The following is a 21,702-nucleotide window of genomic DNA, read 5'->3' as shown; positions in this document are numbered from 1 at the left end:
GATTTTAAACGTTAGAAAGACAATCTGAAACCCCCTATTGCTATGATTACAGAGGAAAGTGCGTTGAGTATCCTGCAACTGGACTATTCTGCAACGGCGGAGGAGATAATTGCAAGGTATGAGATGTTGAAATTTCAATACAAGAAAATTAAAGATGAGACGGGAGATCTCAAGACCCGACTGGCCTATCAACTAAAACAGATAGAGCTGGATGATGTATACATCTATTTCAGGAGAAATCAGAGGATATAAATAAGTAAAGCGATTAGTTTGTTCATTCGTTGTGTTTTTAGCCTGGCTTTCGTCCGTTGTTTGTATCTTCTTCAAATATTAACTTTCTCAATCCAAGTCACAACCATATTGTCGTCTTTTATCATATATTTATACCCATAAACTCCAATATATGGGTACTGTATACATCGTTATCGCCGTATTGGTTGTACTGATCATCCTATCAAGCTTCGTGACGGTACAACAGGGAACAATCGGCGTCACCACAATTTTCGGAAAATACAACAGAGTGTTATTCCCCGGACTTAATTTCAAGATCCCTCTTATCGAAAAAGTATTTAAACGCATCTCTATCCAGAATCGCTCTGTAGAACTGGAATTTCAGGCCATTACAATAGATCAGGCCAATGTTTACTTCAAAGCCATGCTGCTCTATTCCGTATGGAACCAGGATGAAGAGACCATCAAGAACGTTGCCTTCAAGTTCGTAGACGAGCGTAGCTTCATGCAGGCGTTGGTGCGTACCATTGAGGGCTCTATCCGCGGTTTCGTGGCAACTAAACGTCAATCTGAAGTACTGGGACTACGCCGCGATATCACCGAGCACGTAAAAGAACAGATCGACCAGACGCTGGAAGAGTGGGGATATCACCTGCAAGACCTGCAGATGAACGATATCACCTTTGACGAAGTGATCATGAAATCCATGGCGCAGGTAGTAGCATCTAACAACCTGAAAGCGGCAGCTGAGAATGAAGGTCAGGCATTACTGATCACCAAGACCAAAGCTGCGGAAGCAGATGGTAACGCTATCAAGATTGCTGCAGAAGCGGAACGTCAGGCTGCTCAGTTACGTGGTATGGGTGTGGCCCTGTTCCGTGAAGAAGTAGCTAAAGGTATGACTATGGCAGCGAAAGAAATGCAACAGGCTAACCTTGATACTTCTGTGATCCTCTTCTCTATGTGGACAGAAGCTATCAAACATTTTGCTGAAAACTCAAAAGGTAATGTGATCTTCCTGGATGGTTCATCTGAAGGTATGGACCATACTATGCAGCAGATGATGGCCATGAATAAGCTGATGGAGCAGAAAAACCAGCGGTAATCTCCGGATAAATAAAAATAAAACCGGCGTTGTCTGTAAAAGGCAACGCCGGTTTTATTTTATAACCTTCTCTGTTCAAAGAAGGTCTTAACAAGCTGAAGGCTTTCTTCTTCACAAGGGCCTTGCTCTACTTTGGTTTTCGGATGGAAAGGAGAGGTATCGCCAGCTACCCTGCGGTAACTGTTCTTGTCGTCCTTTGCCGCATATACGATACGTCCGATCTTACTCCAGTAAAGAGCGCCTGCGCACATCAGGCAGGGCTCCAGTGTAACATACAGGGTGGCCTCCATCAGGTATTTACTGCCCAGGTAGTTGAATGCGGCCGTCAGCGCCAGCATTTCTGCATGTGCAGTACAGTCATTCAGTTTTTCCACCTGGTTGTAGCCTTTGCCTATTATTTTATCGCTCAGCACCACGATAGCGCCTACAGGTACCTCTCCGTCGTCAAAAGCTTTCCTGGCCTCACGAAGTGCCTGCTGCATGTAATATTTATCGTCCATAGTGCTGTCTATTGTTCTGTGGCCGGAGATTGCATCAGGTTAAGGAAATCATCTTCACTCAGTATCCTGATCGTGTTGATCTTTTTCGCCTTTTCCAGCTTGCTGCCTGCGTCTTCGCCTACTACGAGGAAGTTCAGTTTGCTGCTCACACCGCCGAGGATCTTTCCTCCCTGTTCTTCCACCATAGCCTCCGCATCACTGCGTTTCAGTTTGTTCAACGTACCGGTGAATAAGAAGGTCTGCCCGTCAAGGCTGCCGCCCACAGGATGATCAGCCTTAGTACTTTTCAGGTTGATGCCCAGGGCTTCCAGTTCCTGCAGCATATGTATATTATCCTCTGTCTGGAAGAACTGTTTTATACTGCCTGCTACTTTAGGGCCGATATCTTCCAGGGCAAGTACCTGTTCTTCCGTCCATTCCCTTAGGTCAAGTAAATGATTGACCGCGTTGGCAAGCGTTTTCGCAGTAGTTTCTCCCACGTAACGTATACCTAACCCAAACACCAGGCGGTGTAAAGGCTGGCTCTTGGACTGTTCTATAGCAGTTTGCAGGTTAGTGAGTGATTTCTTGCCAAAGCCGTCTTGTTTCGCCAGTATGTCGAAGTCCATTTTATAGATGCCGGGAATGTTTTTCATGATGCCCAGTCCATAGAACTTACGTACATTGCTTTCACCCAGACTACGAATATCCATAGCGTCTTTGCTTACAAAATGGATCATCCTTTCCACTACCTGCGCCTCGCAGGTCAGGTTGATACAACGCCATACACTTTCACCTTCCGGTTTGAACAGAGGTTCGTGACACACCGGGCAATGAGTAGGGAATTTGATCTCTTCTTCCTCTCCATTTCGTAGATCGGCGAGCGATTTAACGATATATGGTATAACGTCACCAGCCCTTTCCACTAACACGGTATCGCCGATCTTCAGGTCTTTTTCGCGAACAACATCCTCGTTAAATAAGGAAATGGAACCAACTGTAACCCCGCCGATAGGAACCGGGTCTATTTTAGCTACCGGAGTAACTGAGCCTGTTCTGCCCACCTGGAATTCTACTTTCCGGAGTTTGCTGGTAGCCTGTCTGGCTGCGAATTTATAGGCCATGGCCCAGCGTGGGTGGTGTGTGGTCATACCCAGCTTATCCTGCAGGGCATAGTCATTCACCTTGATCACCATACCGTCGATCTCATATGGCAGGCTATCTCTTTCCTTTTCGAAAGCCAGTACATATTCAATGACCGCCTTGATGCCTTTTACGACTTTCATTTGCTTTGAAGGAGAGCGGAAGCCGAGGCTGGATAGCATATCCAGGGTATTACTATGTGTCCTGATCTCTTCGGGTTCGTTCTTACCGTCGTCCATAGTGTGATAGCTCATATGATAAAGGAAGGCTTCCAGACCGCGTTTCGCTACTTCGCGCGGGTCTACCATGCGAAGCGAGCCGGAGGCAGCGTTACGCGGATTGGCCAGTGGCGGCAGGTTATCGGCCGCACGCTGTTCATTATAGGCCTTGAAAGTGTTCTTATTGATCAGCACTTCTCCTCTTATTTCAATGCTCTGAATGCCGTGTGTGGCAAAGCTGGCGCTTAGAGGAATGGAACGGATCTGCCGGATGTTGGTAGTAATATCTTCACCGGATACGCCATCACCGCGGGTGGCGCCCCTGGTGAGCCGGTCGTTTTCATATATAAGGGAAATGCTGGCCCCATCAAATTTAGGCTCAATGCAGTACTCTATTTCGTCCAGTCCGCTGATTTCCCGGGCTTTACGGTCCCAGTCATTCAGGTCGTCGGCATCGTAAGAGTTTTCGAGGCTCAACATCGGTACCAGGTGTTGTACAGTAGGGAAGTTCTTTGTAAGGCCCTGTGCTACACGCTGCGTAGGAGAATCGGCGCTCACCTTGTCGGGGTTTTCTGCTTCGAGTTCCTTCAACCAGGCATACAACTGATCGTATTCGTAATCACTTAACACGGGTTCGCTCTGCACGTAATAGCGCCAGTCGCTGTAAATAATGACACGGCGCAGCCCGTCCAACGTCTCATCAAGGTCCGTGATGCTTTCTTTTTGCTGCAATTTTCTTAACAGGTCCTTTGCTAATTGTAGCAAAGTGATTTCTATTTCTTTCGTATACATATGAAAATACTATCAGTACGTAAAATACAAATACTTTGAATGTTATGTTTAAAATGATTGTAGTCCTCTCTAGTGGCTAGTTTATAATAAATCTCGTACTTTTTACACTATTGTTTTTTTAGAAAAAGATGTTAAAAAAGTTTTTTATTAACAAAAATTTAATTAAGATTGTGTAACGAAACGAAAGTATCTGAAAGGCCAAAATTTAAATCGTGAATTTCTGAAGTAGCAAGTGCCAATTTTCGAAAACCCGCTACACTGAAATTCAAATGAACGAAGAAATTAAGATATCCGAACTTATTGCTTTTATAATATTTCCATGTTAGGTTAAAATGCTTTTATAAATTTCCATGTTAGTGCTTTTATGATTCTACGTTAATGCTTTTATGTAATTCCATGTTAGAATATTAGTCTTTATAAGTTCCACGTTTTATAGATTCCACGTAAAATATTATCTAATTCCACGTCAATGAAGTCTCACAGCGTGATATTGATCCGTGAGATTTTCTTCCCCTGCATAAATTTTTTATGCAGGGGCATTTTGTTTTAGGGCATACCTTATTCCAACTTCCCTGCCATATTTCATAATAACAATACCCGAAAGTCATGGCTAAAGCATAGTAAACGAATGCCAAAGGCATAAAAATAGCCCGTACACAGTTTTGCCTATGCACGGGCATCGTTCTGGTATAACCATGGGAATTTTCCCGCTATAAATGCTTACATATTCCGCCTGTACTGGCCTCCAACTTCGTACAGCGCGTGTGTGATCTGGCCCAGGGAACAGTGTTTCACTGTTTCCATCAAAGCCTCGAACAAGTTACCATTATTGACTGCAACCTGCTGTAATTGCTCCAATGCTGCAGTACTCCGGTGCTGGTGCCTGTGGTGGAAGGCCTCCAGTGTTTTGATCTGGAACTCTTTTTCCTCCTGTGAGGAGCGGATCACTTCACCTGGAATAACGGTCGGGGAACCTTTCTTGTTCAGGAAAGTGTTTACGCCTACGATCGGGTACTCGCCAGTGTGCTTCAGAAGTTCGTAATGCATGCTTTCTTCCTGGATCTTATTCCGCTGGTACATTCTTTCCATAGCGCCCAATACGCCGCCTCTTTCCGTCAGCCGGTCAAATTCTGCCAGTACAGCTTCTTCTACCAGGTCGGTCAGGTCTTCTATGAAGAAGGAGCCCTGCACAGGGTTCTCATTTTTCGCGGTGCCCAGTTCCCGGTTGATGATCAGCTGAATGGCCATAGCCCTGCGTACACTTTCTTCCGTCGGGGTAGTAATTGCCTCGTCGTAGGCGTTAGTATGTAATGAATTACAATTGTCGTAAATGGCATACAGCGCCTGGAGCGTGGTGCGGATATCATTGAAATCTATCTCCTGGGCATGCAGGCTGCGTCCCGAGGTCTGAATATGATATTTCAGCTTCTGAGAGCGGTCATTACCCTTGTACTTATACTTAATAGCCTTCGCCCATATCCTCCTTGCTACACGGCCTATAACCGCGTATTCCGGGTCCATTCCATTGCTGAAGAAGAAGGAGAGGTTAGGTGCGAAATCATCTATATGCATACCCCGGCTCAGGTAGTATTCAACATACGTGAAACCATTTGCCAGCGTAAAGGCCAGCTGGGTAATAGGATTCGCTCCTGCTTCGGCTATATGGTAACCGGAAATGCTGACAGAGTAAAAATTCCTTACTTTCTGGCTGATGAAATATTCCTGTACGTCTCCCATCAGTTTGAGGGCAAATTCTGTAGAGAAGATACAGGTGTTCTGTGCCTGATCTTCCTTCAGGATATCTGCCTGCACCGTGCCACGGGCTGTACTGAGGGCATGCGCTTTAATCTTTTCGTAAACATCTTTATCAAGTACTTCATCTCCTGAAATACCCAGCAGGTGAAGGCCCAGACCATTATTACCTGTCGGCAGGTCCCCATTGTAGTGTGGCAGGGGATGATCTTTGAACTTCTCCTTGATAATGGCATTAACCTTATCGGTCAGCCCATGCTGTGCAATATATTTTTCACACTGCTGGTCGATGGCTGCATTCATAAAAAATGCGAGCAATATCGGTGCAGGGCCATTGATGGTCATGGATACAGAGGTTTTCGGATCGCAGAGATCAAAGCCGCTGTACAGTTTCTTGGCGTCATCCACCGTGGCGATGCTTACGCCGGAATTACCCACCTTGCCGTAGATGTCGGGCCGGTGTGCCGGATCTTCGCCATACAGCGTTACGCTGTCAAAAGCGGTACTAAGCCGCTTGGCCGGCTGGTCGACGGAGACGTAGTGAAAACGTTTGTTCGTCCGTTCCGGGCCGCCTTCTCCTGCAAACATACGGGTAGGGTCTTCTCCTTCCCGTTTCAGGGGGAATACGCCTGCCGCATAAGGAAATTCTCCCGGCACGTTCTCTGTCAGCTGCCACCGCAGGATGTCGCCCCAGTCCTTATACCTCGGAAGGCTGATCTTGGGGATGGAAGAATGTGATAAACTCTCGCTATAAAGAGGAAGTTTGATCACCTTATCCCTCACCTGGTATTCATAAAATTCAGCGCTGAATTGCTTTTGGAGATTGGCCCAGTTGTCCAGCAACTGCTGGCATTCCGGATGTAATTGTGTACGTAGCTGACCGGCAATATCCGCCAGTCCTGCCTTTTGTGTGTCGTTCACCAAGGCAGCGACACCTTCCAGCTGGTATAAGCGGGAGGCGATACCACATTGTTCTTCTACCCACTTGCCATAATCTTTGATGCTTTCTCCGATCTCCGCCAGGTAGCGGGTACGTGAAGGCGGGATGATCTGGGATTTGGTCGTAGTAGCATCTGTTGTTTCGTGGGTCACTTCACCGAAGCGGACACCGGTTTTCTCACCGATCACGGCCAGTAGTTTTTCGAACAGCTGGTTAATGCCATGGTCGTTGAACTGGGAGGCGATGGAGCCGATCACCGGAAGCTGGTCGTCGGTGGCGGTCCATAGTCCGTGGTTACGTTTATATTGTTTACGCACATCATGCAAGGCATCCAGTGCGCCGGCTTTGTCAAATTTGTTGATGGCGATAACGTCCGCATAGTCCAGCATATTGATCTTTTCCAACTGGGAGGCCGCGCCATACTCCGGTGTCATGACATAGAGGGAGACATCGCAATGGTCGGTAATGGCCGTATCACTCTGGCCGATACCGGAAGTCTCCAGGATGATCAAATCGAAAGAGGCAGTCTTACAGATGTCGATAGCTTCCTGAACGTGTGCGCTAACGGCCTTATCGCTTTCCCGGGTGGCGAGTGAGCGCATATAGGCCCGCGGGTGGTGGATGGCATTCATCCGGATACGGTCGCCCAGCAAAGCACCGCCTGTCTTCTTTTTAGAAGGATCTACCGAAATAACGGCAATGGTCTTGTTGTCAAAGCTGTGCAGGAAGCGTCTTACAATTTCGTCGGTCACACTGCTTTTACCTGCACCGCCGGTACCGGTGATGCCGAGTACCACACCTTTGCCTGCTGTAGCGGGTGGGAGGGAAGTATCCAGTTTATCATTCTCCGCAACAGTAATAGCCTGTGCGATCAGTTTATCGTTCCGGGAAGGCAGTTCATGTACATGTCCGTTCAGGCCCGTGGTAGTGGCGAAATCACACTGGCGGATCACGTCTTCTATCATACCTTCCAGGCCCATATGGCGGCCATCGTCAGGCGAGTAGAGGCGGGTGATGCCATATTGATGCAACTCTTCGATCTCTGAAGGAAGGATGGTACCTCCGCCTCCGCCGAATATCTTAATATGACCGCAGCCTTTCTCGTGAAGCAGGTCATACATGTATTTAAAGAATTCCAGGTGCCCGCCCTGGTAGGAAGTGATGGCGATACCCTGGGCGTCTTCCTGGATGGCGCAGTCCACAATCTCCGCTGCCGAACGGTTATGTCCCAGGTGGATCACTTCCGCACCTTTTGTCTGCATGATGCGGCGCATAATATTAATGGCTGCATCGTGGCCGTCAAAAAGGGAAGCTGCCGTTACGATACGGATCTTATGAGTTGAAATGTCAGTCATATTGTTCTGGTGTTTTACGTATTACGGCAACGTGGAGCCGGTTAAGCATGTAATTTACGAAAATCGTAACTGTGGAAAATTCAACCTTTTTTTTATTTTACACTCTATTATTCACGTTTATGAGTTGCATTTCGTAGAAACAAAGGCAATCGTAATAGAAAATCTATATCAGAAATGGTGGCAAGAAGAGATTTTATCAGGAACAGCAGTTTGCTGGCAGGCGCTGTGGCGCTGGGTTTCCCTAAAGCGGTACTGGGTATGGCGGCAGATTATACGTCCCAGCGTCCCCCCCTGGCACAACGTAAGTTTACCAGCGAGGCAGTAGAAAGAACGATCGCTGCAATTAAAGGACAGATCGCAGATCCGAAACTGGCCTGGATGTTCGAAAACTGTTTTCCTAACACACTGGACACCACCGTTCAGTTCAAAGTGGAAAAGAACGGCCGTCCGGATACATTCGTACTGACCGGCGATATCCATGCTATGTGGCTGCGCGACTCCACTGCACAGGTATGGCCTTACCTGGCCCTGATAAAGGAAGATGAGAAACTGAAACAACTGATTGCAGGGGTGGTGAACAGGCAAACCAAATGTGTCCTGATCGATCCGTATGCAAATGCCTTCAACGAAGGACCTACCGGTAGCGAATGGGATTCCGACCTGACAGAAATGAAACCGGAACTGCACGAACGTAAATGGGAAATTGACTCTCTGTGTTATACCGTGCGTCTGGCTTACCACTACTGGAAAGAAAGCGGCGATAAGAGCGTTCTGGACGACAACTATAAAAAGGCAGCTAAACTGATTGTAAAAACATTCAAGGAACAACAGCGCAAGGAAGGTAAAGGTCCTTACAAGTTCCAGCGTAAAACACCGATCCAGTCTGATACCGCACCAAACGGAGGATATGGCGCACCTATGCAGCCGGTAGGACTGATCGTGTCCATCTTCCGTCCTTCTGATGATGCAACCGTGTTCCCGTTCCTGATCCCATCCAACATGTTTGCCGTAGTTTCCCTGCGTCAGCTGGCCGAGATCAGTGATGTGGTGTTCAAAGATGCTGCGTTCTCGAAAGAGTGCCGCGATCTGGCAGATGAAGTGGACAGGGCTATCAAGGCATATGCTATCGTAGAGCATCCGCAGCTGGGGCACATGTACCCGCTGGAAGTAGATGGTTATGGTAACCGCCTGTTCCTGGACGATACCAACGTACCAAGCCTGCTGTCAATTCCTTACCTGGGTTATACAACAGTAGATGATCCTATTTATCAGAACTCGCGTCACTTTGTATGGAGCACCTTCCATTGCTGGTTCTACAAGGGTAAATACGGAGATGGCGTAGGTAGTCCGCATACCGGGCCTGATTTTATCTGGCCGATGAGTATCATCATGAAAGCGCTGACCAGCAGCAATCCGGAAGAAATAGCAGAGTGTCTGAAAACATTACGTAATACGGATGGCGATACAGGCTTTATCCATGAGTCTTATCATAAAGATGATCCGACCAAATACACCCGTAAGTGGTTTGCATGGGCTAACACACTGTTCGGTGAACTGATGATGAAAGTAAGCAATGAGCATCCGGAACTGCTCAAAAGACAATATGCTTAATTGATCTCAATAAATATCTTATCATGCACATCCTTCGTATTCATGCGAAGGATGTGTATTTTTGGGACTGTTTTAACCTTAATCCGAAACCCATGGCCCCTATAGCCATATACGAGCAGCAGATCAACAATTATAAGGCAGAGATATCGCAGGTACAGCAGCGATTGAGTTTTCTGGGTTGGATAAGACTGGGATGTTTCCTGGCCGTCTTATACTGTGGATATATGTTCTTTCGTAGCAGCTTTGACGCTACCTGGTTGCTGGCGGGAGTAGTTCCGCTGGCAGCTTTTGTTTTTGTACTGGTGCGTTATCTCGCGCAACAGGAGAAACTTACATTGCTGAAAACGTTGCTTGAGCTGAACGAAAAAGAATGGCGGCTGGCGGGTACGGGGCAGTCGGGTTTTGATGATGGTAACCGCTTCGCGGATGAGCAGCATCCTTACACAGGAGATCTTGATGTATTCGGGCACTCATCGCTTTACGGGCATATCAACCGTACCGGTACGCTGATGGGCGCAAAGGCGCTGTCTGACGCTTTAAAACTGACGGTGCAGGAAGCGGGGCAGATCAGGAAGCAGCAGGATGTGATCAGGGAAATGGCAGCCTGGTTTAAATTCAGGCAATTGTTTGCGGCACAGGCATCCCTTACGGGAGAACAGCCGGACGATGTATCGGGTTTATATAAATGGTTATCTCTTCCCCTGGATTTCCTGAATAATAAGTGGCTGAATATTGCACGTTGGGTAATGCCGGCATTGTTGCTGGGCGCAGCAGTTTATTATTTTGTGTCCGATGAATATTATGTGTTCATCTTTCTCCTTTGCATGAACTGGCTGATACTGGGCAGGAATGTAAAGAAGGTGAATGCGCAGCATCAGCTGATCTCCAATAAGGAAAAGACATTTGGCAAGTTTGCCCAGCTGTTGCAGCTGATCGGCGCTGAAAAGGCGGCGACAGCGGAGTTGTTAAAGGAACAGCAGGGGCAGGCGAATGCAGCCAATGCAGCACTGCATCAGTTTTCGAGGATCTGCAATGCGCTTGACCAGCGTCTGAACCTGTTGATAGGCGTGGTATTGAATTCGTTGGTGTTGTACGATCTGCATTGTGTTTTCGCCATTGAAAAATGGAAGTCGCGTTATAAAGACGAGGTGCCGGACTGGCTGGCTGTGATCTCCAAAATGGAGGTCTGGAACAGTATGGCCACCTTTGCATATAATCATCCGGAATACATTTATCCAGAGATCAAGGCGGAAAGTTCTGAACTGGTGGCAACAGCAGTGGGGCATCCGCTGATCCCGGCGGAAGAGTGTGTGCGCAATGACATTGGTATAGGAGCGCCGCAGCAGTTCCTGATCATTACCGGTTCCAATATGAGCGGAAAGAGTACTTTCCTGCGCAGTGTGGGCAGTAACCTGTTACTGGCATTGTGCGGGATGCCGGTGTGTGCTGCAAGTTTTACCTGTAGCCCGATGCAGATCATGACCTCTATGCGCATCAAGGACTCAATAGCAAAACATACCTCGTATTTCCAGGCGGAACTTTTACGGCTGCAACAGATCGTGGAGGTACTGAAAGTGGGAGAGCGGGTCTTCATTCTGCTGGATGAGATATTGAAGGGGACCAACTCTGAAGACAAGCTATCCGGCTCGCGGAAACTGATAGAACATTTCCTGCAATACCGTTGCCTGGGAATGATCGCGACACATGATCTGGAGCTTGGACATCTGGAGGATACTTATCCGCAACGCATCCGCAACTATTGTTTTGAAAGCACCATCAGGGAAGACCAGCTTTTCTTCGATTACCGTATCAGGGAAGGAGTGGCGCGCAATAAGAATGCTACATTCCTTATGCAAAAGATGGAAATAATATGATTTGGCAGATAGCTAATTAATTTAGTATTTTTACTAAAAATATTAGCTGTATGACCTTGCCATTTCAGGAGGGGGTTCCTGAAAATCCCTATTACAAAGGACGTGGAGCCCAACTAAATCCTAAGAACAAGTATCTCCGGAACGAGTATGCCCAGGAGCATGCGGAGGGTATAGATGAGTGGTGGCAGGCGGACGTGCCTACGCAGATACTGGAAGAGCATGCAAAAACGCTGGTAAATAAAGTAGACAGCCCGGATGTAGGTATGTGGTATTCGATGAACCCCTACCAGGGCTGTGAGCACGGTTGTATTTATTGTTATGCGCGCAATGCGCATCAGTTCTGGGGCATGAGCGCCGGACTTGATTTTGAGCGAAAGATAGTAGTGAAGCGGAACGCGCCGGAGCTGTTGAAGAAATTCCTCGATAATAAGAACTGGGTACCCAAACCTATTTCTCTCTCAGGTAATACGGACTGTTATCAGCCGCTGGAGCGAAAGATGTTCCTGACCCGCCAGTTGCTTTCTATTGCGCTGGATTATAAACAGCCTGTTGGTATAATTACAAAAAACTCACTGGTGCTGCGTGATAAATACATCCTGCAGCAGCTGGCGCAGCATAACCTGGTTTGTGTATATATCTCTATTACGACGATGCAGGAAGACCTGCGGCAGAAGATGGAGCCACGTACAACTACGGCGGCCCAGCGACTGAAGATCGTGAAGGAGTTGAGTGACCTGGGTATTCCGGTAGGGGTAATGACTGCACCTATGATACCGGGATTGAACGACCATGAGATGCCAGCCTTACTGGAGGCGTCAGCAGCAAATGGTGCGAAGTTTGCAGGTTATACCGTCGTTCGCCTAAACGATGCAGTGAAGATCATCTTTAATGACTGGCTGTATAAGAATTTCCCGGACAGGGCAGATAAAGTATGGCACCAGATAGAAAGTATGCATGGCGGCCAGGTGAATGACAGTGATTTCGGCAGGCGGATGAGAGGAGCAGGGAATATTGCGGATATGATCCGACAGCAATTCAAAGTACATACGAAGAAGCTGGGACTGAACCAGGAACGCTTTGAGTTCAATACCTCGCTGTTTGAGCGTCCGCAGGTGCAACTGAAGTTGTTCTAAAGAGGTCTTAGAAAGCAGGAATGGTACTGTGGCCGGGGCGGCAGATCAGGAGTGCGGACGAAATGAAATGATCCGCATGTGGTGATGGCGCAATTTTATTAGCTGGCGGGAGGCATATTCACTGCAGACAAGCACACATACTGAAGTTTTTTATCGTAGCATAAAGCATTTATAAATCCGGTGATCCGGAGTTTCGCATTGTAAGAGAGGCTGTTGGCAGGCATTGGAAGGTACTGGTTTAAGGAGAATTGGCCAGTTAACAAAAAATTGATGTGGATATAGAAAAAGTTTATTAGTTAAAATGCGGAAATAAAAAAAATAAAAAATACCTTTGTGCTAGCAATAAAAAAAATGATAAAACGCAATTCAAAATATACTATTTCGGCGATGTCCTGTAAGCAAAAGCAGGTCAGAAGTAGGTTGCGGGTATGTTGCACCAATTGTTAACGAATTAAGTTATCAAATGATATAACAAAGGTCCCGCAGGAATTGCGGGACCTTTTGCTTTAGAAGAATCTAACGATGAACGAGCAAGACAACTGTGAGATAACTGTAAGGTATATATATCGTCCGGTAAAGCCGGCGATGATAGTACGAAAGGATGGCTTCGCCTTGAAGAAGCCTAATGGGTATGGTATGTAGCCAACATAGAACTTATGTATATGCTACCCGGCCCATTCGATGGAGCCGGGTTTTTTTATAAATATTCAATAAATACTGTTATGTGCCAGAGCCGTACAGAAAGTGGAGCTGGTCAGGTGCATAACCCCAAACAGAGAGATCATGAGAAACGTAATTCAATCAGTAAGAGAGGCTTTGCTAACCAACTTCAGGGAGTTAGACACCTGGTTCGAAAAAGATTTCGACCTGCTACACTTTAAACCGGATACCAATCAGTGGAATATCCGGGAAGTGCTGGAGCATATCAGCCTGACCAACTATTTTCTGCTACTTATTATTAATAAGAGCACACGTAGAGCACTGGAACGTAAACGTGCTACAAACACTATTATATTACCAGCCGACTACCAGGATAAGTTCGACAAGATCGACGTAATTGGCAGCCGTTCATTCGGATGGATAAGGCCAGAACACCTGGAACCAAGTGGGCTGCAGGATATGAGGGATATCAGGGCGTTGCTGAAACAACAGTTCGCGCAATGTATGTATAATCTTAGTTTACTGAAGAACGGTGAAGGATTGCTGGTGCTGACCAACATGTCTGTGAACCATTTGGGTAAACTGGATATCTATCAATATATCTATTTCCTTACCAAACACATTGAGCGGCACATCCGCCAGATGCAACGTTTGGCAGGAGAATACGCAGGAGCAACAGAAGATGATGCAGTTGCGAACGATTCAGTGAGTGCTCCTGATGAAGAAACAGAAAGCATGTTATTGATATAATAGGTCGACCTCTCATCGTCTGTTGTTTTGTGGACCCTTCTCATTGAATATATACGCCGGTGGCTGATAAGCCACCGGTATTTTTATAGTCGCGGATGAAAATAGTGGAAGTGAGTAGTAAAAAAAGTGCAAAAAATTTGTTAAAGTTCGAATAATCCATATATCTTTGCACTATCATTAACGAATAAACTATTTAAGAACATGCTCAATACAATTAATCACATGAACACAGCGCCAACATCCTTCGAGAAGGGTGGTCGCCGCAGGTTCCGGGCATGTTACGAGTTTATATGAAGAAGATTAATTCGCATATATAACAAGCCCCGGGACGAACGCCCCGGGGCTTTTTTTTTCAGCTAAACTGAATGAAAGGCAAACGGATAAAAAGATATAATAACCAGGGCCAGTCTGCGGATTGGAATGTAGTACTGACAATGTCAGTGCTAATAAGACCAGGTATGCGATAACGTAGTACATACGTTGACGTTACTGACCCGGTCTGTGTAAGCTGACCGGGTTTTTTTATACATTTTTTTGGATTGAGTAGGTACAATTAGTTAACGTAAAGCGGGGTAATCCTGCCCCGCTTAAATTTGAAATGATTATTCATCAACATATTGTTTTCGTCTTAATTTGCATTAACCCCACGTTGTCATTGCCGGGCGCCAGGAGCGTTCCGGTATATGATAACCCATTGGCAACATGTAACTTTGCAAACTTATTAGAACAGCATGGAAAATATTTTACAGCAGCGGGTGATAGGAGGAGATAATATTTTCGGGAATGGATTGCTGGAAAGCAAATCTTTATACCTGTATTATTTTAATGCTTTACCCAATGTCAGTTTTATTTATACTATAAATGGAGAAAAATCACTGGCTGCCTTTAAAACAGCATTTGCAGACAGGATCGTAAAAGTATATAGCAGAGAGGAAATCGGCGATAAAGACAAGGAATATAAACATGACCTCGCCCTCGTGGTATTGAATAATGAATGTGTGGTTGAATTTGGGGACGACTATTGTGAGATCCTGCATAATGGCAACTCGGCAGCTTTTATAGAGGAAGTAACGGTTCTGGTGCGTAAACACCGGACCAGGGAAAAGCGGAAAAAGTATGAGATCAATCTCGTTACCATCGGAGAACGTGGTCTGGAGCTAAAAAGCATGGAGTTCAAAAAAACAAAACTGGACCTTTCCTTATACTACGAAGATGATTTCCTGGCCATTGACCAGTTGATCTTCAAGCGACTGAACACCAATGAAGACAAAGGTATAGTACTGCTGCACGGATTGCCTGGCACGGGAAAGACCACTTATCTGCGTTACCTGATCGGTCGCCTGAAGAAAAGGATACTTTTCCTTTCGCCTGCCGTGGCCTCGGATATTATGTCGCCGCATTTCATAGAATTGCTCATTGGTAACCCGAATACCATCCTCATCGTCGAAGATGCTGAGAACATTATCATGGACAGGAAAACAACAGGTAATTCATCTGTATCAAACCTGTTGAACCTGTCGGACGGTTTGTTGGCCGACTGTATCAATGTGCAGGTAGTGTGTACTTTCAACAGTGATCTTTCCCAGATAGACAGTGCCCTGATGCGTAAAGGACGACTGATCGCCAAATATGAATTTGGTAAACTGTCCGTTTCTAAAGCACAGCAATTGTCTGGTAAACAAGGCTTTAATACTGTCATCAACCGGCCAATGACCATTGCGGAAGTAATGAACCAGCATGAGCCCTCTTTTGAAAAGAAAGAGATATCAATAGGTTTTCGCGCCCAATTCTAATACCTGATGCCAATTGCAGATGTGTGATCTGTTCGCACGTTTGTAATTGGCTTTTATTGTCTATAAAAATACTAGACTAATATGTGATAAAAATTGTAATATTGTTTTGATTTCGCTCCGTTGGCCACCAAGCAATAGAGATTTCCCGTAATTCGAAACTATATCACGTGCATTTAAATCACATGGCCTGGGCCGTCCCGCTGTTCCTGGGATTGATGGGCATTGAGTACCTGGTGGCGCGGAAAACAGGGAAGAACTATTTCGGCTTCAGTAGTTCCATCAGCAACATTAACATTGGTATCGCAGAAAGACTGCTGGATACTTTTACTGTAGGTATCTTCTACTTTATCTATGACTACCTGCATACCCATTTCGGGCTATTAAATATCAGGTCGAGCATTCTGCTCTGGGTAGCCCTACTCATTCTTACTGATTTTATCTGGTACTGGTATCACCGGCTGGCACATGAAGTGAACCTTCTCTGGGCTGCCCATGTGGTGCATCACCAGAGTGAAGATTTCAATTATACAGTATCGGCGCGTATTACCGTATTCCAGGCTTTTTTCAGAATGTGCTTTTGGTCAGTGTTGCCCGTGATCGGGTTTCCTGCAGCGATGATCATCAGCGTACAGCTCGTGCACGGTATTTATCCGTTCTTTATTCATACCCGCACTATTGGTAAGCTGGGTATCCTGGAATACATTTTCGTCACACCTTCCCATCACAGGGTACACCATGCTTCCAATGAGAAGTACCTGGATAAGAACTATGGCGATGTCTTCATTATATGGGACAAGTTATTCGGCACATTTGCCCTTGAGGAGGAGGAACCTGAGTATGGTCTGACAAAACCACTGGACAGCCACAGTTTCCTCTGGCAGCATTTTCATTTCATCCTGGAGATATTCTTTACATTGAAAGAGACTAAAGGTTTCATTGCCCGCTGGAAGGTCGTGTTTGGTAAGCCTGATCATATAGACCCAGATATCCGGCCCGGACTGGAGGAGCGGTTCCTCTTCCGCGATACAGCCGGAGGAACGTCCAGAAAGTTGCAGCAGTATGTAGTATGGCAGGTGGGGCTTATACTATTGGTATTATTCCTTTTCCTGTTATTTGAGAACTACGTACCGGCCTTTGCACAGGTATGCGTCACACTGGTCATCTTACTGACACTGGTGAACAGCGGCGCAATCCTTGAGCAGCGACGCTGGGTATTTTACCTGGAATATGCCAGACTGTTGCTCACATTTGCAGCGCTGTTCTACATATGGCCGCATCCGGTATTACTACTGATTTTTGCCATTGTGCAGCTTCCGTTCTACCTGTATAGGTCAAGTATTGAAAAGCGGTATCTGCAATTGGTATATGGTGGAAAACGCTAGTCACGCGACATCGTGGTGCATAAAAGTTTGCGGGCCAGGTGGATCCTGCTTTTTACAGTACCCATCGGCTCATGCAGCATTTCCGCGATCTCATGATATTTAAAGCCGTCGCAATAAAGCAGGAGCGGCTTTTTAAATGATAAAGGGAGCTTGTAAAGAGTTCCCTTTATTTCTTTTGTACGGAGCATATTTTCAGCATTTACCTCTGCTTTGGTATTGTTGGTGATATTGGGAGTCAGTTCTATAGAGGATGAGTATTTTGCGGCTTTCCGGTAGTCATTGATGAAGAGATTGCGCATAATGGTATATAACCAGGCCCTGATATTACTCCCCTCCAGATATTTGTCTTTGTTTTTCAGTGCCTTATACAAAGTTTCCTGGTACAGGTCCTTTGCTGCTTCTGGGTCTTTGGTTAAAGCCATTGCTACTGGCTTCAGGAAATCTGCATTTTCTAACAATTGTGCATGGAATGTGTGGAAGCTCATGGCCTTGGGGATGTTAGTTGTAGTTTTGGGATTGAGGTACCGTTATCAGGCGTTGCCTTACATTTAAAATACAAACGTAGAAAACGCCGGGGCTGGATTGGAGTCATTAAGAAAAATATGATACCGGCTTCCCCGTAGGTCAATAAAGTTGTTTTTTCCTTATTTTTAATCGCGTATACCCGGCCTGTGCCGGTCATTAGCTCCAATATATAGATATCAACCCCACATCTGACATGATCCACGTTTACGAGATAACTAAAATCTTTGTAATGTGTCCTCCGTGTGTAGCCTCCGGAGGACCCGAATTGCTTCACCAGCTGGCTTATAAGTTGGGCAAGAGGGGCTTTGATGTAGCGATGTACTATTACCCCGCTAACGTAGAAAGCCCTGTCTGTGAGCACTATGCTAAATATAACTGCAGGTATGTAACGGAGGTGGAAGATCGGAAAGAGAACCTGATCATCATCCCCGAACTATATTTTTACTTTGCCGGCCAGTTCAAAAACATCAGGAAATGTGCGTGGTGGTTAAGTGTGGACAACCTCTTCAAGGCCAATGAAGCACCAAAACACTACCGGATGATCCGGAAGCTGAAAATCAAATGGCTGCACAGGGCGGTCACCATTAATGGAAAGGTAAGAGGGAAATTCAATTACCACCTGGCCCAGTCTGCGTATGCCATTGACTTTTTAAAGCAGTGGAATATAGATGCTGAATATCTCTCTGACTACCTGAATGCCGATTTCCTGGAGGCATCCAGGGATGTTGACCTGACGGCCAAGAAGCAACAGATCCTCTACAATCCCCTGAAGGGATGGCGTTTCACAAGAAAGATCATAGCAGCCCTGCCTGACGCAACATGGATACCGCTGCAAAAGCTGACGCCCGCCCAGGTGGGAGCGCTCCTGAAGGAATCGATGTTGTATATTGATTTTGGCCACCATCCCGGCAAGGACCGCTTTCCCCGGGAAGCGGCTATTTATAAATGTTGCGTCATAACCGGCAAAAGAGGCTCGGCCGCCTTTGACGGGGACGTGCCCATACCTGCACAATATAAGATCGGGGACAAAAAGCGGAATATACCTGCTATTGTTAAGCTGATCAATTCGTGCCTGACGGACTATGAGAAACATATTGGCCATTTTGAAGCTTACCGGGAATGGATCTATAAGGAAGAAGCGGCGTTTGAAAATGACATTGCCAGGATCTTTGTTGAAGCGCAATGGACTGTAAATGAATTATATAGTTCAATAAAGGACGTGCGTTGAAAGATGGAAGTACTCTCTTAAGAGGATCGCTTTTATATCAGTATGTTATTTTTAATAGATTTGCACCGGATGTTCCCGGACGGAGGAAGTAGTACCTCGTTGCCGGTGGCATTTCGAAAAGAATAACAAAATTAAGATTGATTATTAATGCTTAAACATACCAATTTTAAGAGTATGTGTTTCGGGCAGATAGAATGCCTGAAGGGTTAATAATTTTCAGATTAAAAGCATTAATGTGTCTTCAATAAAGAAAAATTTCTTTTATAATTCTTTATTATCGGTCAGCAGAATAATATTCCCGCTTATAAGTTTTCCTTATTCTTCAAGGATACTAGGCCCTGATGGAATAGGCAAGGTGAATTTTATCGATAGTTACTCGCAATATTTTTGTTTATTGGCTGCATTAGGCATTCCGTTATATGGGGTCAGGGAAGTGGCTAAAAGTAAACATCAGCCGGAAGAATTGAGCAAACTCACTTCCGAATTAATGCTGTTGAATTTTATGGCCTCCGTACTGGCTTGTGTGATCTATTTTGGATTTGCGATCGTTACTAATAAGTATACTGAGTACAATCACCTGTACCTGTTGGGGGCTACCAGTTTGTTATTAAGCGCCTTTCCTGCAGAGTGGTTTTTCCAGGGAATGGAAAAATTCAGATATGTTGCCACCCGTAGTTTTTCGCTGAATATTGTTTCTCTCATTCTGTTATTCATCCTTGTCAGAACACCGGCGGACCTTTACTGGTATTACGGTATCACGGTCATCATACTCGCATTGAACGTGATAATTAATCTCAGGCAGTTAAGGAAAGAAACTTCAATCACTTTAAAAGGCCTGGAGTTTAAAAGACATCTTAAACCGCTTACATACCTGTTTTCATCCCAGATCGCTATTAGTGTTTATGTGTTACTGGACAAAGTGATACTGGGTTATATGGTAGATGATAAGTATCTGGGTTATTATGCTTCTGCACTGAAGATCACGAAAGTATTACTGACTGTTATCAGTGCATTGTCTATCGTGATAGTGCCTCAGATGTCGAAAGCATTTAAGAACAATGATTCCGAACGTGTGAACCATTTATACCGGAGAGCAGTATCATTTGTTCATAGTATAGGTTGCCCAATTACGGCAGGGTTAATGTGTTTATCAAATGAGATCATCCTTGCGCTTACAGGCAAGGACTTTTTGCCATCTGCATTATGTCTTCAGATAATGGCGCCTATCATTTTCCTTATTGGACTAAACAACATATTCGGCGTACAGATATTAACAGCAAAGGGTAAAGAAAAGCTATTACTCAGGTGTGTGTTGATCGGAACGGTTGTGAATGTGGTCGCCAACTTAGTGCTGATACCGTATTGGCAGCATAATGGAGCCGCAATTGCCATCCTGCTTACGGAGCTATTTGTGGCCTTGCTGACGGGTTATTTTGCCGGTAAAGAAATAAATACCGGTTACGATTGGGGACAACTGTTACTGAACTGTGTATTATGTTTGCCGTTCTGGGGGATATATTATCTGGTAAGGTCCGAGCAGGTGTTGCTTACAATATTTGGTACTGCTGCATTGTGTGGCGCCTATTATGCTGTAGTGCAGATATTTATTGTCAGGAACAGTTTGTGGGTTGATAGTTTTGATAAGATCAAATCGAAACTTCGTGGAGCCGATGTTTAAGGAGAGTTATTAATTTTATACCAGCAAAAGTATGATTGAAGTTTACAGTAATTCAAAGATCTATGTGATGTGTCCTCCGCAAACGGCAACAGGAGGACCGGAGCTGTTGCATCAGCTGGTGTATAAATTAAATCTGCAGGGATTTGATATCAGTATGTACTATTATCCTGCTATGGAAAATCCTGTGCATGAGAATTACCTGAAATACAATTGCCGGTTTGTGACCAGTATTGAGGACAATCCATCTAATGTGCTTATTATTCCGGAGGCATTGTTATTCCGCGCAGCTGAATTTAAGCAGATCAGGAAATGTATCTGGTGGCTGAGTATCGATAATTTATTCAAGGCTCCGCTGGCCCCGAGAGAGCTAAAGATCTTTAAGAAGCTGGGCTGGGAGACGCTTTACAGATATAGCGTCATCATGGGTAAGGTAAAGGGGAAATTCACATATCACCTGGCGCAATCTTATTACGCAGTTGATTATTTGAAGAAGAGAGGCATACACGCCGGTTATTTATCGGATTATCTGAATGCGGCATATCTGGAAGAGTCCCGTAAGATCGCGACGTTTGATAAAGTACCTAAAGTGCTTTATAATCCGAAGAAAGGGTATGAGTTTACCCAAAAGATCATGGCCGCTCTTCCTGAAGTGGAATGGGTGCCGTTAATAGGATTGAAGCCGGTAGAGGTAGCGGCTTTGCTCAGAGTGGCAATGTTGTATATTGACTTCGGCGAGCATCCTGGAAAAGATAGGTTTCCTCGTGAAGCGGCCATCTACAGATGTTGTGTAATAACAGGAAAGAAAGGTTCATCTGCCTACTATGAGGATGTTAGCATTCCTGATGAATACAAAATAGCTGACAAGGAGGTGAATATCCCGGAAATTGCCAGGATGATCCGCGCTTGCTTGTCTGAATATAATACCCGTGTAAACGATTTTGACGTATACAGGGATAAGATCTATCAGGAGGAAGTTAGATTTGAAAAAGATCTTAATACCGTTTTCTTAAAAGTTTAAAGACTGTCTGCCTAATCTGCTTTATCAATCGTACA

General features: G+C 45.4%; 15 protein-coding genes. 11 read left to right on the top strand and 4 right to left on the bottom strand.

Going from position 1 to position 21,702, the window contains the following annotated elements; genetic code table 11:
* Positions 1-42: 42 nt before the first annotated feature.
* Both C7475_RS09575 and C7475_RS09570 read left to right on the top strand, forming a co-directional pair.
* A complete protein-coding gene (locus tag C7475_RS09575) occupies positions 43-252 on the top strand; it encodes a hypothetical protein (RefSeq protein WP_110053143.1) in 210 nt (69 codons plus the stop codon).
* 151 nt (positions 253-403) lie between these two features.
* A complete protein-coding gene (locus tag C7475_RS09570) occupies positions 404-1,336 on the top strand; it encodes an SPFH domain-containing protein (protein WP_110053142.1) in 933 nt (310 codons plus the stop codon).
* A gap of 59 nt (positions 1,337-1,395) precedes the next feature.
* Here the strand turns inward: C7475_RS09570 and C7475_RS09565 are convergent, their stop codons facing one another.
* From C7475_RS09565 to C7475_RS09555, 3 genes are all read right to left on the bottom strand, one after another.
* Positions 1,396-1,836 (bottom strand): nucleoside deaminase, encoded by a 441-nt coding sequence (locus C7475_RS09565; RefSeq protein WP_110053141.1) that lies wholly within the window; start codon positions 1,834-1,836, stop codon positions 1,396-1,398.
* Between the two features lie 8 nt (positions 1,837-1,844).
* Positions 1,845-3,941, bottom strand: coding sequence for an NAD-dependent DNA ligase LigA (ligA, locus tag C7475_RS09560; protein ID WP_233259808.1), 2,097 nt, complete (start codon positions 3,939-3,941; stop codon positions 1,845-1,847).
* Between the two features lie 747 nt (positions 3,942-4,688).
* Positions 4,689-8,015, bottom strand: a complete 3,327-nt coding sequence (locus C7475_RS09555; protein ID WP_110053139.1) for a methylmalonyl-CoA mutase family protein — start codon at positions 8,013-8,015, stop codon at positions 4,689-4,691.
* Between the two features lie 174 nt (positions 8,016-8,189).
* On the opposite strand from C7475_RS09555, the gene C7475_RS09550 reads away from it, so the two are divergent.
* The 6 genes from C7475_RS09550 (at position 8,190) to C7475_RS09525 (ending at position 17,218) form a co-directional block, all read left to right on the top strand.
* Positions 8,190-9,626 carry a glycoside hydrolase family 125 protein gene (locus tag C7475_RS09550; protein WP_110053138.1) on the top strand — a complete coding sequence of 479 codons (1,437 nt, stop codon included), beginning with the start codon at positions 8,190-8,192 and terminating at the stop codon, positions 9,624-9,626.
* Between the two features lie 92 nt (positions 9,627-9,718).
* Complete coding sequence (locus C7475_RS09545; protein ID WP_158286470.1) at positions 9,719-11,500, top strand: hypothetical protein; 1,782 nt, start codon at positions 9,719-9,721, stop codon at positions 11,498-11,500.
* A gap of 50 nt (positions 11,501-11,550) precedes the next feature.
* Positions 11,551-12,633 carry a PA0069 family radical SAM protein gene (locus C7475_RS09540; RefSeq protein ID WP_110053136.1) on the top strand — a complete coding sequence of 361 codons (1,083 nt, stop codon included), beginning with the start codon at positions 11,551-11,553 and terminating at the stop codon, positions 12,631-12,633.
* Between the two features lie 783 nt (positions 12,634-13,416).
* Positions 13,417-14,043 (top strand): DinB family protein, encoded by a 627-nt coding sequence (locus tag C7475_RS09535; RefSeq protein ID WP_110053135.1) that lies wholly within the window; start codon positions 13,417-13,419, stop codon positions 14,041-14,043.
* A 731-nt stretch (positions 14,044-14,774) separates the two neighbouring features.
* Positions 14,775-15,836, top strand: coding sequence for an AAA family ATPase (locus C7475_RS09530; RefSeq protein ID WP_110053134.1), 1,062 nt, complete (start codon positions 14,775-14,777; stop codon positions 15,834-15,836).
* Positions 15,837-16,018: 182 nt separating this feature from the next.
* Positions 16,019-17,218 carry a sterol desaturase family protein gene (locus C7475_RS09525; protein WP_199236199.1) on the top strand — a complete coding sequence of 400 codons (1,200 nt, stop codon included), beginning with the start codon at positions 16,019-16,021 and terminating at the stop codon, positions 17,216-17,218.
* On the opposite strand, the gene C7475_RS09520 is transcribed toward C7475_RS09525, so the two are convergent.
* Positions 17,215-17,703: an RNA polymerase sigma factor gene (locus C7475_RS09520; RefSeq protein ID WP_110053132.1), complete on the bottom strand. Its 489-nt coding sequence runs from the start codon at positions 17,701-17,703 to the stop codon at positions 17,215-17,217. The genes C7475_RS09525 and C7475_RS09520 overlap by 4 nt on opposite strands.
* 269 nt (positions 17,704-17,972) lie before the next feature.
* Between C7475_RS09520 and C7475_RS09515 the strand changes: the two genes are divergently transcribed.
* The 3 genes from C7475_RS09515 to C7475_RS09505 all read left to right on the top strand — a co-directional run bounded on the left by C7475_RS09515 (position 17,973) and on the right by C7475_RS09505 (position 21,667).
* Positions 17,973-18,971, top strand: coding sequence for a hypothetical protein (locus tag C7475_RS09515; RefSeq protein WP_146217516.1), 999 nt, complete (start codon positions 17,973-17,975; stop codon positions 18,969-18,971).
* Positions 18,972-19,206: 235 nt separating this feature from the next.
* Positions 19,207-20,649 (top strand): flippase, encoded by a 1,443-nt coding sequence (locus tag C7475_RS09510; protein WP_233259807.1) that lies wholly within the window; start codon positions 19,207-19,209, stop codon positions 20,647-20,649.
* A 31-nt stretch (positions 20,650-20,680) separates the two neighbouring features.
* A complete protein-coding gene (locus tag C7475_RS09505) occupies positions 20,681-21,667 on the top strand; it encodes a hypothetical protein (RefSeq protein WP_110053129.1) in 987 nt (328 codons plus the stop codon).
* Positions 21,668-21,702 lie beyond the last annotated feature (35 nt).

The sequence above is a fragment of the Chitinophaga sp. S165 genome (assembly GCF_003182155.1).
Lineage (GTDB): Bacteria > Bacteroidota > Bacteroidia > Chitinophagales > Chitinophagaceae > Chitinophaga.
The sequence above is the reverse complement of the archived record's forward strand: the minus strand, read 5'-3'. Positions and strand labels throughout refer to the sequence as shown.